General features: G+C 62.0%; 15 protein-coding genes and 1 pseudogene. 9 read left to right on the top strand and 7 right to left on the bottom strand.

Annotated elements, in window-relative coordinates; genetic code table 11:
* Window positions 1-252: 252 nt before the first annotated feature.
* Complete coding sequence (locus AC0IZS_RS29535) at window positions 253-1,686, bottom strand: DNA cytosine methyltransferase (RefSeq protein WP_471638933.1); 1,434 nt, start codon at window positions 1,684-1,686, stop codon at window positions 253-255.
* A gap of 652 nt (window positions 1,687-2,338) precedes the next feature.
* Here AC0IZS_RS29535 and AC0IZS_RS29530 point away from each other — a divergent pair.
* The 4 genes and pseudogenes from AC0IZS_RS29530 to AC0IZS_RS29515 form a co-directional block, all read left to right on the top strand.
* Entirely contained in the window at window positions 2,339-2,890 is a 552-nt protein-coding gene (locus AC0IZS_RS29530) for a transposase (protein WP_471638932.1), read from the top strand.
* Window positions 2,887-3,219: an IS66 family insertion sequence element accessory protein TnpB gene (tnpB, locus tag AC0IZS_RS29525; RefSeq protein WP_471638931.1), complete on the top strand. Its 333-nt coding sequence runs from the start codon at window positions 2,887-2,889 to the stop codon at window positions 3,217-3,219. The genes AC0IZS_RS29530 and tnpB overlap by 4 nt, the downstream gene beginning before the upstream one ends.
* 65 nt (window positions 3,220-3,284) lie before the next feature.
* Entirely contained in the window at window positions 3,285-4,802 is a 1,518-nt protein-coding gene (tnpC, locus tag AC0IZS_RS29520; RefSeq protein WP_471638930.1) for an IS66 family transposase, read from the top strand.
* Window positions 4,803-4,851: 49 nt separating this feature from the next.
* A pseudogene (locus AC0IZS_RS29515) lies at window positions 4,852-5,151 on the top strand (transposase); the annotation flags it as partial.
* Here the strand turns inward: AC0IZS_RS29515 and AC0IZS_RS29510 are convergent.
* From AC0IZS_RS29510 to AC0IZS_RS29495, 4 genes are read right to left on the bottom strand one after another with little or no spacing between them, the layout of a single operon-like run.
* Window positions 5,148-6,026, bottom strand: a complete 879-nt coding sequence (locus tag AC0IZS_RS29510; RefSeq protein WP_471638929.1) for a glycoside hydrolase family 25 protein — start codon at window positions 6,024-6,026, stop codon at window positions 5,148-5,150. The pseudogene AC0IZS_RS29515 and the gene AC0IZS_RS29510 overlap by 4 nt on opposite strands.
* Before the next feature lie 18 nt (window positions 6,027-6,044).
* Window positions 6,045-7,871: a caspase family protein gene (locus AC0IZS_RS29505; RefSeq protein WP_471638928.1), complete on the bottom strand. Its 1,827-nt coding sequence runs from the start codon at window positions 7,869-7,871 to the stop codon at window positions 6,045-6,047.
* 24 nt (window positions 7,872-7,895) lie between these two features.
* Window positions 7,896-8,237, bottom strand: coding sequence for a hypothetical protein (locus AC0IZS_RS29500; protein ID WP_471638927.1), 342 nt, complete (start codon window positions 8,235-8,237; stop codon window positions 7,896-7,898).
* Window positions 8,234-8,755 (bottom strand): hypothetical protein, encoded by a 522-nt coding sequence (locus AC0IZS_RS29495; protein WP_471638926.1) that lies wholly within the window; start codon window positions 8,753-8,755, stop codon window positions 8,234-8,236. Before AC0IZS_RS29495 ends, AC0IZS_RS29500 begins: the two co-directional genes overlap by 4 nt.
* A 363-nt stretch (window positions 8,756-9,118) precedes the next feature.
* On the opposite strand from AC0IZS_RS29495, the gene AC0IZS_RS29490 reads away from it, so the two are divergent.
* From AC0IZS_RS29490 to AC0IZS_RS29475, 4 genes are all read left to right on the top strand, one after another.
* Window positions 9,119-9,292, top strand: a complete 174-nt coding sequence (locus AC0IZS_RS29490; protein ID WP_471638925.1) for a hypothetical protein — start codon at window positions 9,119-9,121, stop codon at window positions 9,290-9,292.
* Between the two features lie 578 nt (window positions 9,293-9,870).
* Window positions 9,871-10,257, top strand: a complete 387-nt coding sequence (locus tag AC0IZS_RS29485; RefSeq protein ID WP_471638924.1) for a hypothetical protein — start codon at window positions 9,871-9,873, stop codon at window positions 10,255-10,257.
* 42 nt (window positions 10,258-10,299) lie between these two features.
* The gene (locus tag AC0IZS_RS29480) at window positions 10,300-11,373 is read left to right on the top strand and encodes a hypothetical protein (protein ID WP_471638923.1); all 1,074 of its coding nucleotides are present in this window, start codon (window positions 10,300-10,302) and stop codon (window positions 11,371-11,373) included.
* 198 nt (window positions 11,374-11,571) lie between these two features.
* Complete coding sequence (locus AC0IZS_RS29475) at window positions 11,572-12,624, top strand: hypothetical protein (RefSeq protein ID WP_471638922.1); 1,053 nt, start codon at window positions 11,572-11,574, stop codon at window positions 12,622-12,624.
* Window positions 12,625-12,643: 19 nt separating this feature from the next.
* On the opposite strand, the gene AC0IZS_RS29470 is transcribed toward AC0IZS_RS29475, so the two are convergent.
* A complete protein-coding gene (locus AC0IZS_RS29470) occupies window positions 12,644-13,597 on the bottom strand; it encodes a GlxA family transcriptional regulator (protein ID WP_471638921.1) in 954 nt (317 codons plus the stop codon).
* Between the two features lie 109 nt (window positions 13,598-13,706).
* Here AC0IZS_RS29470 and AC0IZS_RS29465 point away from each other — a divergent pair, with 109 nt between their 5' ends.
* Window positions 13,707-14,702, top strand: coding sequence for an SLAC1 anion channel family protein (locus AC0IZS_RS29465; RefSeq protein WP_471638920.1), 996 nt, complete (start codon window positions 13,707-13,709; stop codon window positions 14,700-14,702).
* A 3-nt stretch (window positions 14,703-14,705) separates the two neighbouring features.
* On the opposite strand, the gene AC0IZS_RS29460 is transcribed toward AC0IZS_RS29465, so the two are convergent.
* Window positions 14,706-15,716 (bottom strand): GlxA family transcriptional regulator, encoded by a 1,011-nt coding sequence (locus tag AC0IZS_RS29460; protein ID WP_471638919.1) that lies wholly within the window; start codon window positions 15,714-15,716, stop codon window positions 14,706-14,708.
* Window positions 15,717-15,763: the final 47 nt, after the last annotated feature.

Raw genomic sequence — 15,763 nt, 5'->3', positions numbered from 1 at the left:
TCACCGGAAGATTGTTCTGATTTGTGGATGTTTTTGGCGTGGTACGAATAATGTAAACGTGCAAAGCATTCGATCAAACATGCCGATGCTTGGGGGGTCAAGGTCGATGGGAATTGGAATCAAGACGCGAAGAGTGTCGCTTCGCGAGCTAGGAAGAGATGTGCAAAGTTTTTGCAAGTGTGAGGTGTGGGATAGGGTGGCGATCGACAGCCGCCTGCGCGAATTCCTTCCAGTTCGCGGAGACTGAATTCGTTAGGCTCCAGTTTTCGCGGCTAGTGAAAATTCTACTTGCTTGTTTACCGTTAATCGCCGGGTGTTCGGTTTGGTGGCATGGTCGAAATAACTACGTGGATCTTCGCGTTCATCCTTCTTAGCTGCCCCGGCAAGCTTCGTCCAGCCTTTCAGGCATCGTTCGTCACTCAATGCCATAGGCGCACGCTCCCACCGCCGCATCAGGACGCCATGAAGCACATCGCCATGTAATTTCGTGAAGGCGGGCGGAACGGCTTCGCCGATCATTTCTCGCACATTCGTGTGACCCAGCTTCTTCATTGCATCTCCCCATTTGAAGTCCTTGGGAAACGTCTGGAGTAACGAACACTCCAGCGGACTAAGCAATCGATTTTGAGTTGGATGAATGGTGTAGTCGCTTCCAATATGGCCACTGGCAGTGGTCACAGTTGCTGCTGGCCTGTCGCTGTGCATTCGTCGATAGCTACTCTTGAATCCTTTGACGAGTCTATAGCTACCGTCTTTTTCTTTTATAATGGGGCGCAGAAGGGGCGATGAGCAAAGTGGGCAGGTGACACTCTCTGGGAAGACATCAACAGGGCCGCAGTGATGGCAAATGTCGTTGTTCCAGGCACTCTGGCCGGTAGCACGAGGGATCGCTGCTACCATTGCATAGATTCGTTCGTCCCAAACCGGGACGGAATGGAAGCCTTCGTATTCACTAGCACATGCTGCAGTCTCGTCGGCAGCATCGAGCGTCGGCAACGCGAAGCTCTCGAGGGCTTCGGAAAGCGTGATTGGTCGGGTTCCAATGTCAGCGCTATGAGTTGCCTGCGGGAAGGGACTACGATTTGAGCGTAGCAATTCCTTAAGTCCTGGCAGATCTTTGCGAACAAAGGTTAAAAATGCGCGATTGCGGGACTGGGGAATGCCAAAGTGGCACAGGTCGGCAACTAAAGGAAATGCGCAATAGTCTTCGGCCAAAGCCGTGATGAGGTAGTTAGCTGCAGAAACTGGCCTATTGTCCACCGGGTGATGGACCTTTCGCGTAAAAAATGCGGGAACATTTTCTACAACGATCAAAGCTGGCTTTAATGCCAGAGCCACATTCGCGACCACTGTCACTAGTAAGTTGCGCTCATCTTTCGAGCCCGCAGCTGGGTCATCGTGGCTCCCCTTGCCAGATCGTGCTGAGCTCATCCCTTGGCAAGGAGGGCAAGCGCATAGAAGCGCGGGGCGCGCTTTCCCCCGGGCGCTATACTTCTTGACAACTGTTTTCCAAGTCTCACGTAAATCACCAGCAACACCTTCGGCGCCAGGATGGTTCAACAAACAAACTTTGAGTCGACGGGGATCCAACTCGGCCATCACCTCAAAATTAAAGCCTGCGTTCCGGTAGCCGACATCACCGCCACCGCAGTTGGAAAAAAGACTGACAGCTCTTAGTTTGCTCATGTGCGTTTGCTTTGTCGCTATTGAGCGCTTAGGCGGTGGCGATTCAGATGAGAATTCTTTATAGGAAATCCCTGCCACCATAACTTCGTTTTCGCTCTAAATTGAGCACTGACGCCAAAGTTTTTGCTGTCGACTTAAAGTACCTGTCACTCCTACTCGCACAGCACGCCAATGCGCCCACGCCATTGTCTCATGTGCGCCGCCCTTGGAAGCATACATGTAGGCCGTCTCAGCTTCTATCGGATGACGGGTACTACAAGTGTCTGCTGGCGGCACCGACAACTCCCACCGCTCCAACGGCTCAATTGCCGGTTGGATAAGCTGAGATCAATGCGCAAGTGGGTACTTATGGCGCTGGCTCACCTACTAGATGCCCGCGTCTCGAGTTTCGGCGAGCGCTGCCATCTCGTTCATGGGTCGCTGCATAGATGTGGCGTAGTTGTTAAGTTCGGAGAGACGTGCTCACCGCAGTCACCTTGTCTCGTAGCCGTGCGTCATACCGCGTTGTTAACTCTAGCGCGGCCACCCAGCCTTGCCGCACGGTTTCAGGCTGCAGAACTCGTCCATCCAGACGTATCCGTCCGGCCAACCCATCTACCCTGGACGAGCAATTGCAAGCACCATCGTGTCCACGTAAACCATCGTGCACACCATGTCTCAAGAGATTCCCGATTCGCGCTCCAGTGCCCCACGCACTCGCCGGGTCTACAGCGCGCAATTCAAGGCTGAACTGATCGCTGCATGCCAGCAGCCCGGCGCATCGATTGCCGCCACGGCGCGTGAACATGGCATGAATGCCAACGTGCTGCATCGCTGGCTCAAGGAGCACCGTCAGGGCCTGCACCAGCGCGCCAGCGATACGGCGCATGCTGTTGCGTGCTGCATCGCCCCGCACTGCAACGGTGCAGCAGCTGAGCCCATGGTTGATCCACAGCCTGTTTGCGCCCCAGCACAGCAGGCCCATCCGGTGCCTGCCAACCCCGCACCCGCCTTCATCGCCTTGACACTGGGCTCGCCAGTGATGGGTCCCCAGGCAGCGGGTGCACATGCGGCCCCCACCAGTGCTGCATCGGCCGCTACCTCATCAGACATCCGCATCGAGTGCTGTCACCACGGCACCCTCGTGACGGTCAACTGGCCCGTGGGCGCTGCTGCCGAGTGCTCCCGCGCATTGCAGGGCTTGTTGCAGGTGCTGCGGCAATGATCCGCATCGAGGCCGCCTGGCTTGCCACTGCCCCGCTGGACATGCGCGCCGGCACCGACACGGCGCTGGCCCGGGTGGTCACCGTGTTCGGTGCCGCCCACCCCCACCACGCCTATCTGTTCGCCAACAAGCGCGCCAACCGCATCAAGGTGCTGGTGCACGACGGCATCGGCATCTGGCTGGCGGCTCGCCGCCTGCACCGGGGCAAGTTCGTCTGGCCGGCACCAGGCGATGAACAGTGGCAGTTGGAGTCCGATCAGCACCAGGCCCTGGTCCTGGGTCTGCCCTGGCAGCGCATGGGAAGCGCCGGCATCATCACCGTGGTCTGAAGCTGGCGTGCAATCGGTGGATCTGCGCATGACAGCGCAGCGCCATCCTGGGCACACTGCCTGCCATGTTGATGCAGCCGCAATCCCTGGATGATCTGAGCGCCGAGCAATTGCGCGAGATGACCGCGCGCCTGCTCACCGAGCTGCGCCACAGCCAGGCGCTCAACGCCAAGCTCGCCCACGAGAACGCGCTGCTCAAGCGCATGAAGTTCGCCGCGCAGTCCGAGCGCTTCAATGCCGAGCAGCGCGGCCTGCTCGAAGACGAGATCGAGGCCGACCTGGCGGCAGTCGCCCACGAGATCGAGCAACTGCAGCCGCCTGCGGCGCCCGCCCCAGAGGCCAGGCAGCAACCCAAGCGCCAGCCGCTGCCGGCCCATCTGCCGCGCCGCGAGATCAGGCACGAGCCCGAGTCGAGCACCTGCCAGTGCGGTTGCCTGATGCAGCGCATCGGAGAAGACGTGGCCGAGAAGCTCGACTATGTGCCCGGTGTGTTCACGGTGGAGCGCCACGTTCGTGGCAAGTGGGCCTGCGCCCAGTGCGAGACCATCGCCCAGGCTCCAGTTGCAGCGCATGTGATCGACAAGGGCATCCCCACCACGGGCCTGCTGGCCCAGGTGCTGGTCGCCAAGTACGCCGACCACCTGCCCCTGTACCGCCAGGAAACCATCTTTGCGCGCGCTGGTCTGGTCATTGCCCGTTCCACCCTGGCGCAATGGGTGGGCACCTGCGGCGTGCGGTTGCAGCCGCTGGTGGATGCGCTCAAAGCCGAGATACTGAGCCAGCGCGTACTGCACGCCGACGAGACGCCGGTGCAGATGCTCAAGCCCGGCAAGGGTGCGACCCACCCCGCCTACCTGTGGGCCTACGCACCAGGAGCCTTCCAGGACATCAAGGCCGTTGTGTACGACTTCTGCGAGTCCAGGGCCGGTGAACATGCGCGCAACTTCCTGGGCGAGTGGAGGGGCGCGCTGATCTGCGACGACTTTGCTGGGTACAAAGCGGGCTTTGCGCAGGGCATCACGGAAGTCGGTTGCCTGGCGCACGCGCGGCGCAAATTCTTTGACCTGCATGCGGCGAACAAAAGCCAGATCGCAGGCTTCGCACTGGAGCAGCTCGCCAAGGTCTACGACATAGAGCGCGAGGTCAAAGACCTCAACGCCGATCAGCGCCAGGGCATCCGCCAGCAGCACACCAAACCGGTGCTTGATGCGCTGCACGAATGGATGGCGCTGCAGCGGCAAAAGCTGCCGGACAGCTCAGCGACGGCCAGAGCGCTGGACTACAGCCTGCGGCGCTGGACTGCGCTGACGCGCTTCGTCGATGACGGGCAATTGCCCGTGGACAACAACTGGATCGAGAACCAGATCCGGCCGATCGCCATTGGTAGGAGCAACTGGCTGTTCGCCGGCAGCTTACGCGCGGGCCAGCGGGCGGCGGCGGTGATGAGCCTGGTGCAGTCAGCCCGCATGAATGGGCATGACCTCTATGCCTACCTCAAGGATGTGCTGACGCGGCTGCCTACGCACAGGGCCAGCCGGGTGGAAGAATTGCTGCCGCATCGTTGGCAAGCTGCGAGCCCCTGATCGATAGCCGGCAGGCCGGCTACGGTCAACATGGGATTGCCGCGTGCTTACCACACACAAGACGCCCGCCATCAAGAACTGGCTTGCTCGGCACCCTCGCTTTCAGGTGCATTTCACGCCGACCTCTGCGTCCTGGTTGAACCAGGTCGAGCGCTGGTTCGCCACTCTGACGCTGAAGTACATTCGCCGCAGCATCCACCGATCCACTCGGCAGTTGGAGCAAGCGATCAGGCACTACATCAAGGTCAACAACGAAGATCCCAAGCCATTTGTCTGGTCAAAGACCGCCGATGACATCCTCGCTAGTGTCGAGAGATTTTGTCTGCGAACTTCTAACTCACGACATTAGCGTGGCGCTACTTTACCCGACAGCACGTCGAGGTCCTTACCCTTGAGCCGATTGACGTCGAACTTCACGCCCCCTCCATCGATGCCACCCACATCGGTAAATTGCCACGCCAAATGACGATGCGCTTTGACGCTCTTAGGGGCGCCAGCATTAATGCTCGACTGGCGATAGTCAGCGATCCAATGCGGGTAGTCCTTGAGCAGCATGCTGCCCGCCATCCTCTCGTTCCACCATGAGGCAGCGGTATATATCATTGGACGTCGACCCGTCGCGCTCTGTACCGCGTCGAGCCAGGCTTTCGCAGTCCGAACAATCTCTTCCGCAGGAACCTTGGACCATCGGTCTACCCGGGCGCTGCCCACCTTTTCCAAGTCCCATTCCAAGTCCAAAACAGGCGTGAGGTCATTGTTTGCAAGCCCACCGGACTTATTAACGAGCGTGAGATAGTTTTTTGCCTGCTCTGCCCCGTCAGCGCCTGCCGTAAGGAAGTGATAGGCGCCTCTTACAAGGCCAGCGTCGGCCGACGCACGCCAGTTGGCATCAAATTTTGGGTCACGGAAGTTGGTGCCCTGGCTGGCCTTGATATAGACAAACTTCACTCTCGAATCTGCGAGTTTTTCCCAGGGTACCAGCCCGTTGTGATGCGAAATGTCCACGCCGTAGACACCGTCATCCGCATCCGTGGGAAAGGAGAATGCTCGACGCACACTCCTCTCCCCAGGCGGCGCAAATCGAAGTAACTCATAGGCTGCTATTTGCGAGCGCGATTGGTCGTCGACAAGGTCAACCCAAGAGGGGTCAGCACCGGGCTGAGCCCAAGAAAATGGGGCGAGGAGCACCATCGCTACTGTCACAATTGTCTTTTTCTTCCACATGCGTTCTCTCCGTCGTGATTACTGAGGACTTTCTTTCTTGCCAACCCATACTTCGATCAGCCGCGCGCCGTTGAGCTGAGCGTCGTATCCAGGCACGAAGCGAGCCTTCACCGTTCGTTTCAACAGAGGCTGCATTGCGCGTGCCACCTCGGCGGCGTCGGAAGCCTCGCTTTTAGAGAAATAGCGAATCTCGGTCTCATTGGGAGATTTCTCAACCACCTCGATTCCCTTGGCAACCTTCGCGTTTGGCAACTGCTGAGCTAAATTGACGCCGAGTTCCGAAGCCTTACCCACCTGCTCCTGCGTCGCCGCTTGGACATAGATCGTAGGTCCCGCAGCGGCCGGCGTGGCACCGTCACACACCAGGATCGTCATGTAGTCGGAGGCCGAACCCGGCTTTTCTTCAATGCGAAGCTGCGGTCCGAGGCTCGACTGCAAACTCATTGCCCAGTCCTTTTGTGCGGGACTGTCGCGATTGAAGGTCAGCACAGAATCCCGCACCTTGTAGAGCGTTTGGTTCACTGCCGGCGGTATCGGAACGAGCCGCACCTCACCCACCTCAAGACCACCCACGGGAGAGCTGGTTCCGGTGAGCTGAAGGAGGTGCTCGCGAATGACTTCGGACTTCAGGCGGCGCTTCTCGGTGGCAGTATCACCCACGCAATAGAGAACATCGAATCGTACTTTCCGCGTATTCGCCGGGGCCGTTGGTGTGACAGCGGGCGCAGTTGCCTTCAACGTGAGGGTGGGATCAGGCACAGCCGGAAACTGCGCAACCGTCATGTTTTGCGTGCGTACCCGCATAAGTCTTGGTGCGGCAGTTGCACCGATAGTTCTCCCGACACTAAAAGGAGTGACTGGCCCAGTGATTGGTATAGCTTTTGACGGGGTTGTTGGACGTGGGCCAAATTCATCGTAAAATGACTTCCATTCCTCCTCGAGGGTTGGGCATCCCCGAATGCAGAACTTGGGCGGGCGTAGGATAATGCCAGATCGTCCGGTGTACTGGCGTCGGCTGCTGTCAAGAATGACTTCTCTAGTGACCGCACTCACGAGGTGATCGAGTTCGTCCTGATGCGCGACTGTTTGAGATCGGATTACGCTTGCCAATATTCGCGCGTACCGCGAAATTCCCCCTGGTGCACTGTCCGGTGAAGGCTCTCCTGCTATGGTTGAAAATGCGTAGAGGATGTTGTATGGTTCTGATGATTTGGCTGGATAACGGATCAAATCGAGGCCCACATCGCGCAATTTATTCAGGACTGGATTGGTTCTGCACGCATCGATAAATACAACTACGGCCTTGCCCCATAGCGGTTGGATTTGGCGCATGGTTTCGTCCAGCGGTACTGCGGCACCGCCAAAGAGTAGGGAATTTGGGTTTGCCCTATATGTGTCAAATTCGACCTTTTCATTTACCTCGGCGTCGACGCCAAAAAGATAATTCGTGCCTGCAACCTCGGCTCCATGACCGGAAAAATAAATAATGCCGAACGCACGTGGTTCGCGGCGCACCTTATCATTAAATTTCCTAATTTTCTTCGCAAGGTCATCCGTGGTGAGGTTGCACGCAACGTCAACGCTCCATTCGGCTGCCATCAGTGCATCTGCTACGGCTTTCGTATCGCTGTTTTCGGATTTGTCATCCGAGCAAGGAGAACCCAGAGTGGGCATATTGCCGTACTCGCCGTAGGCTGCATTACCGATAACGAGTGCAAACCGCGTAGGCTCGAGCATTTTTTTTAGCGATTGCTGTGCATATGCAGATCCATAGGCGGCAGTGGCAGTGACCGCTACAGCAAGTAGTCGCCAAGTGCTAGACCATATTTTTTCCGTAGACGTCATAGTTCAATCCTTAAGATTGGGTGCCTAGTTTTCTCTCACTTCAACGTCTTTGTACTTGCTCCTGATATCGTCCTCTAGCATTTTCAGTTTTTTGTTAAACTGCTGTAAGGTGCTTGTACAGAACTCATAGGATTTGAGCAAAGTGATATATGCCCTGCGGCATTCCGCGAAATCTTGACGGGTGTGCAGCGCGAGATCAGGGAGATCGGCATAAGTCATTTGCGTAGTCGGTGACGCCGTTGCGACACACGCGTTCTTTAAATCTGGTACGGTACATTCTGGAGCCGCAGCAGGCCGGATGATGACGGTCTTACATCCAGCGCAGGCGAGCACCACGACAATTATTCCAAAACGGATCGCATTCATGGTGTGCTCATCGAGTAGGTGGCCTTGAGCCTTATCAATTGCCCGTCAGCGACAGGCGTTGCAGCGCACAACTGCTGCAGCTTGTCTTGGTCTGTCAAAAGCGCCAGCGCCTCCGCGATCTTGGCCTCGCGTTCGGTATTGCCAACAGGGAGTTTCCCAATGGCTGTTGTGAGCGTAGCGGCTGAACTCTTTACTGAGACGCCCCCGCGTTTCAATGCCGCCGTAGCCTCAGCTAGCCCCTCGCGCGCACCATCAAAATCTGCGCGAACTTTATCGATTTCGCGCGCGTATGCGTCTACCAGCGCTTGATTTTTATCCTTAATCGCTGCGTCGAACGAGGACTTGAGTTCTGTTACGCGCTGGCCAAGCGTCCGGTACTCGGCTAATTGAGACTGCAGCCTGTCTAATTCGCCTTGCTTTACTTTCATCCCGAAGTAGAACCCCAGACCGCCGATGATTCCGACGGCAATGACACCTGGCGCAAGTTTGAGCAGCAGTGACCCGATAGGCAATGGCATTTTTTTTGTCGCGGATACTGAACACCCGTGAACCCTCCTTAGGGCGGAGAGTAGATCGATTTATTGGCATTGTGCAAGACTTAAATGACTCATTCCTCGTTGTGCAAACTGCGCAGCTTGCCACGGTAGGGCGCCGCTCAAAACCCACCTACTCAACCCTGAGCCCCAAGCCAAGCCGGAGCCTCCGCATGATCACGCCCCGCAGCGCCTTGCAGTTCGACCTCTTTGCCGACGCTCGCGCAAGCCCAAGACCGATGAGGTAGGCGATCCACTGCAGGCCATCGCCCAGCACATCGACTTCGGTGAACTGGCGGCGCTGGTAAGAGGGCCTTCTTTACTTTTTCGTCTATCCACCCACCAACATTGAGTGCCGCATCGTTGGCCTGCTGCACGCCCTGGGCCTGCCGCCTGCCGCCTGCTCCGTTGAGCGGCGCGCCCATGCGCGAGGAGGGCCTGCACCTCACCATCGAGAAGATGGGCCGCTTCATGGACCGCATTCCAGCCCGTCAGTTCGACCTTGCGATGGCGGCAGGCTAGAGCCTGTTGGCGGAGCCGTTCGATATCCACCTGGATGCCGTGCAGCACACCCGCGGTCCGATGGCAAAAGCACGGCGCAGCTGACAGGCCGTGCGTCGGGGCTGCGCTGCATGAAGGATTGCGAGCACGGCCTGGCGCAGGCCATGCGGCGGGTGGGCTTTCGAGAGCCACATTCGCCGCAGCTTCAACCCCTATGTGACGTTGGACTACTAGCATGCACCTTTTGCCCCGCGTTCGATTGAACCGATTGCCTGGCGGGTGTCTGAATTCTTGCTGGTCGACAGCCTGCATGGCCGTAGCAAGCATGTGGTGCTAGGCCGCTGGCCGTTGGTGGCGCGGCGCCAGCAGGCGTTCGATTGGTAGCGGCCTGCCCCGCATGCGTGACTGAAAGTGTCTCCGGGCGACGCTGGCCATGGGGTCGCAGGCCAAGTGAGCGCTCGCAGCAAGCCATACCTCGGTAGGGTTCACGATCCCGCGATGCACTTCCACAATAGCCTGGACCGTGTCGCCCTGGCCTGCGCAGGGCCATGTGCAGTTCCTGTCCATTCACATTGATCGCTCACTCCGAAACCATGCCCATGACCTTTCCGCGAATCTCCTCTGCCTGCGCCGCATCCCTCCTGGTCCTGTGCGGCTGCGCCACCACCGTCACGCAGCAAGGCATCGAGCAGCGCACGTCGCAAGCCATCGGCCGCGAAGTCGGCACCTTCACCATCAGCGACCAGCAAAAGGAAGAAGGCAGCAACGGCCGCATCAACTACCGCGTTCGCACGCGCGAGGGCGCCAGCTATTCCTGCTACATGTATTCGCCCTCGCAGTTCACGAAGGCGATGACCTTCGGCCAGACGCCGCAGTCGGATGCGATCTGCACGGCCATGGCAGGGCAGGGTGGGGGTGGCGCTGCCACTGCTGCTCCCGCTCCCGCGTCGTGCAACGCCTTGCTGCGCGCGGCGAAGCGTTGCTGAGCGCGGTTGAGGTCGTCACTTCGCCCATCGCCACAAAGCGCCATGCATTTCAAGCTGCCCCCGGTGTGCCTGCGCGCCCCTGCACGTCTGTCCGCCACGGCGCTGTGCGCCGTCATGTCGGCAGGCATGATCACGGCTTGCGGTGGGGGTGGGGACGATGCCTCCGGCAGTCTGGCGGTATCCGGCGTGCTGTCGGGTCTGGAGCAGGGCAAGACCGTCACCCTGCAGAACAACGGCAGTGATGAGCTGGCGCTCAACGCCAACGGCGCATTTGCGTTTGGGCACGCGGTAGCGCCTGGTGCGCCCTATGCCGTGACAGTCAAGACCCAACCCGCCGGCCAGCACTGCACCGTGGGGCAGGGCACGGGCACCCTGGCGGCAGCGCCCACGAATGTGCGGGTCGACTGCATGGGCGTGGGGGCTGGCTTCACGCTGGGTGGCACGGTGAGCGGCGTGCCGGCTGGCCAGGCCGTGGTGTTGACCAACGCGGGTGGTGAAGACCTGGCCGTTGCTGCCGACGGTGCGTTCACCTTCGCCAGGCCGCTGGCCGCGGGCGCCAGCTACTCGGTGGCGGTGAAGACGCCCCCCGCTGGCTCGGGTTGCGTGGTGCGCAATGGTTCTGGCGTGGTGGCCGCTGCGGCGGTGAACACGGTGGCGGTGCAGTGTGCGCCGCTGTCCACGCTGCCGGACGGTGAATGGCAGCAGGACCGGTGCCAGGCCTCGGCCAGTGGCGGCGTGCGAGACCTGTGGCGCCTTTCAGTTCGGGGCGAGGGCTGGTCGTCGGTTGACGTGGCCGTGGGCACGGTGAATTACCCCAATGGGCAATGCAATGGCATAGGTGTCGCGACCCCGGGTGCCTTGAGCCGCACCTTCTGGTTCCAGCCGCAACGCTCGGAGTTCGGGGCAGGCCTGGCAGTGTTCTGGGGCAACACCCAAGCCTTCCCATACGGCCATTTGCTGGCCCCGGTCTGGACGCGGGTGGCGCTGGTGCGCAAGGCCAATCACCTGTGCCTGCTGGACGACCCGGCAACGCTGTCGACCTTCTCCACTGCCGCCAGCCTGGAGCCGGTTGTCACGGCGGCCATCGCTGCTGGCCAGTGCTACGCCCCGCGTTAGCGTGCGGGCTGGCATGCCGGCCGTCGCCAAGGCACTGCGCCTGTTTTGCCCCGCAGCCCTAGACCCGTCCAGCCGTGCCAATGCATGACAATTTTCAAATTGTCATGCATGTAGCGCCGGGGCCACAGGGCGGGTGAAAGGTTGCGGCAGCCTTCACGCACAATGCGGCGCATCGTTGTTGCAGTGGAGGCATGTCCGATGAGCTACGTGGTCCATCTTTGGGAGCATCCCGAACCGGCCAGCCTGACGGCGGCGGATCGCTTGCACGAGTACCTTTCCGATCGGCCGTCGCCCCGCTCCGCAAAATGGCAGCGCCTGCACGATGAGGTCGAATCGCGCATGGCGGCGCTGGGTACACCCATGGAGTGGATCGAATCCCCCATCGACCCCGAGCACCGGGAGCGCACCTACGGCCTGCTGTTCGACGGGCCCGATAATTTCCAGCAGGTGCTGGTGCAGAGCGCCACGTCGCTCGGTCTGAGCGTTTACGACGACCAGGCCGCGCGCCTGTACCTGCCGTTTGGCTATGTGCTGACCTTCGACGGCATTGCGCGCATGGACTGGGGCGATGGCGCAATGCCGCCAGCCCGCATCGGCCCTGCAGAGCGCGAGGCGGTGCTGGAGCACTGCGAGGCGGCGTGGCGGCCGCGTTTCGAGGCGCTGGGCTTTGGCCTCGGCCGCGGCGAACTGGTGCGCGACGCGATTCCCCTGGTGGCCGAGCGCAAGGTGCCGGTGGGCACGCAAAGCATCGAGATCAGCTTTTCCGCCTTTCAGGACCGCCTGTCGTGCAGCGTGGTGGCGGCTGTTTTGCCGGACCTGCCCGACGCCGTGCGCGAGGCCTGCGGCGGCGTCAAGCAGATCCAGGTGCGCGGCCGCGAGTACCGTGGCATGGCCGCCTTCATGCGCGATTCAGGCAACGAGCCGCTGAGCATCGGCGGCGCCCTGCGCAATGCCGAGTACGTGGACCGGCTGATCGATGGCCTGTTCGAATACCTGGACGACGAGATCCTGCCCACGCTGGACGCCTGCACCACGGCCAACGGCGTGCTGCACGCGGCACTGCACCCGGACGAGAAGCCCGGCGTGCTGCGCCCGAGCCGGCTCACCTTGGCCTTGGCCTGGCTTGCGGGCGACAGCACACTCGAACGCGTGGCTGCGGAGCACGCCAAAATCCACCCGGACTGGAGCGCGGACTGGGGCGACAAGGTGGCCGAGGCGCTGCGCGCCTTGCCGCGGGGCTCGGTGGCATAGCTCACCGGCTTGACCGCTTTCACCCCGCAAACCGCCTGCGGTACTCCACCAGGCTCACCCCCAGCCGGCGCGTAAAGGCACGCCGAAACCCGTCCACGTTGGCGTAGCCCACGGCATCGGCCAGGCGCTTGGCGGGCAGGTCCGATTCCTCGGCCAGGCGGCGCGCGGCATCGATACGCGCGTTCTCGACAAACTCCGCAGGCGTGGTGCCGGCCTCGCTGCGAAAGGTGCGGGCAAAGCTGCGCTCGCTCATGCCGGCGTGCGCCGCCAGGGCGGGCACGGAGAGGTCGCTTTTCAGGTTGGCGAGGATATGGTCCTGCAGCGCACGCACGCTGCTGCGCTCTGCCGTCTGCGCCGCCAGGTGGGCGCTGAACTGGCTTTGCCCGCCGGGCCGCTTGAGAAACATCACCAGCTCGCGCGCCACGCGCAGTGCGAGATCGCGGCCATGGTCTTCCTCCACCAGGGCCAGGGCCAGGTCCATTCCCGCGGTGACGCCGGCGGAGGTGAAGAGCCTGCCGTCCTTTACGTAGATGGCGTCGGCCTCGACGCAGGCCTCGGGGTAGGCAGCGCTCAGCCGGGCGGTGGAGTTCCAGTGCGTGGCCACGCGCTTGCCGTCGAGCAGGCCGGTGGCCGCCAGCACGAAGGCGCCTGTACACACCGATCCATAGCGCCGCACCGTGCGCGCGCGGCGGCGCAGCCAATTCTGCAGGTGCTCGTCGGCCGCCATGTCGTCGAGGTTGGGGCTGCCCGCCACCAGCAGGGTGTCGATGGCACCGCGGTGCGTGGCCACGGTGGCATCCACCGCCATGCGCAGCCCGCTGCTGCTGCGCAGCGGGCCTGCGCTCGCGCTGAGCACCTGTACCTGGTAGGCGCGCGGCTGGCCGAGCTGGCGCGCCGCTTCGGCAAAAACGTCGGCCGGCCCGGCCACGTCGAGCAGCTGAAAGCGGGGAAAGGCGAGGATGGCGATGCGCATGGCAGTGGGGGCCCGGTGATTGGCAGAAAACGCCGTGCCGTGCCTGGGACGGCTGCGCCAGTTTGGCAGAAACTACCTGTCCATGCAAATTCTGCCAAGCGAGCCAGCCATGCAAAGCCTTTCCATCCCTTCTTCATTACCCGCTTCAACGCCCCGCAACGAAGCCTCGGTGCGCAACCTGCCTGTCAACCTGTTCGCCTCGGTCATGGGCCTCAGTGGCCTGGCGCTGGCCTGGCGGTTGGCGCACGGCAGTTTGGGCGCGCCTGCCGTGGTCGGTGAGGCCATCGGCGGGTTCGCGCTGCTGGTCTTCGTGCTCCTGTCGGCGGGCTACCTGGCCAAGATCGCCAGGCACCCCGACGCGGTGCGCGCCGAGTTCAACCACCCGGTGGCGGGCAACTTCTTCGGCACCACCGCCATCTCGGTGCTGCTGCTGTCTGCCGTGATCGATCCCTACAGCGCATCTGCCGCGCAGGGCATCTGGACGGTGGGCGTGGTGGCAACGCTGGTGCTGTGCTTTGTCGCCGTCTCGCGCCTGCTCAAGGGGCAGGTGGATGCATCGCTCGCAGTGCCGGCCTGGATCGTGCCGTGCGTGGCCACGCTCGACATCCCCGTGACCGGTGGGCACATGCCCATGGCCTGGGCGGGCGAGGTCAACCTGCTGGCCGGCGCCGTCGGCACCGTGCTGGCCCTGGTGTTGCTCACGCTGATCATCGGCCGGCTGGTACACCGCGACCCGCTGCCGCCCGCCATGGCGCCCTCGCTGATGATCCTGGTGGCGCCGTTTGCCGTGGGTTTTCTGGCGTACGCCAACCTTGCTGGCGGCATCGACCGCTTTGCCGGCATGCTGTTCTACGTCGGGCTGTTCATGTTCGCGGTGGTGGCGCCCAAGGTGTTTCGGCGCGGCGTGCCGTTCACGCCGGGCTGGTGGGCCATCAGCTTCCCCATGGCGGCGCTGGCGAATGCGGCACTCAAGTACGCGGAATGGCGCGCGAGCGGGCCGCTGTGGGCGATTGCCATCGTGCTGCTGGGCGCGCTGAGCATTGCCCTGGCCGTGCTCACGGCGCGCACTGTGCGCATGGCGCTCGACGGGTCGCTGCTTCGATAGCGCTCAACTGCGCGCAAAGCGCCTGCGGTAGTCCCTGGGCGCTACCCCCAGGTGGCGCTGAAAGGTCACGCGCATGCGCTCCTCGTCGCCAAAGCCGCATTGGTTGGCGATCTGGTCGATGTGGCGGGTGGAGTCCTCCAGCAGGCGCTTGGCGGCCTCCAGGCGAAACACCTCCACCGCCTTGGCCGGTGTGCGGCCGGTCTTTTGCTTGTACATGCGCGCAAAGTTGCGCGGGCTCATGCGGGCGCGCTCGGCCAGGAACTCCACTGTGAGGTCCTCGCGCTGCAGGTGGGCGCAGATCCACAGGTTGAGCTCCTCGAACGCGGGCGAGCTGTCGGCCTGTGAGCGCAGCAGCGCGCTGAACTGCGATTGCCCGCCGGGCCGCTTGAGGTACACCACCAGCTCGCGCGCCACCTCCATGGCCACGTCGTGGCCGCAATCGGCCTCCACCAGCGCCATCGCCAGGTCGATGCCGGCCGTGACGCCGGCCGAGGTCCACACGGCACCCTGCTGCACGAAGATCGCGTCGCGGTCGATCTCCACCGTGGGAAAGCGCTCGTTCATGCGGTCGAACATGAGCCAGTGCGTGGTGGCGCGCTTGTGGTCCAGCAGGCCGGCCGCGGCCAGCAAAAAGGCGCCGCTGCACACCGATGCGGTGCGCCGCGTTTTGGCCGATGCGCGGCGCAGCCACTGCACCAGCGCGGTGGACTGGTCGAGCACCCCATCCATGTGCGGCGAGCCGGGCACGATGAGCGTGTCCACCGTGCTGGCACGGCACTGGCGCAGCGCCACGGTCTGCAGCTCCAGCCCCTCGGCGCTGCGCACCAGGCCGCCTGCGGGGCTGGCGGTGATGCGCTCGTAGCCCGGCAGGCCACGCGCTTCCATGGCCTTGGTGGCCGCCCAGAACACAGTCTGCGCGCCGGTCAGGTCGAGCAGGCCCACGTCGGGGAAGGCCACGAACAGCACGCGCCGGGCATGCGCGCGTTTTGGCAGGATTTCAGGGGTATTGGTCATTTGAGACGGATGGCATCAATCCTACCATTCAGGCATCGACCCGCACA

Source organism: Acidovorax sp. AC410 (assembly GCF_979253235.1).
This window is presented reverse-complemented; position numbering and strand designations above follow the sequence as displayed.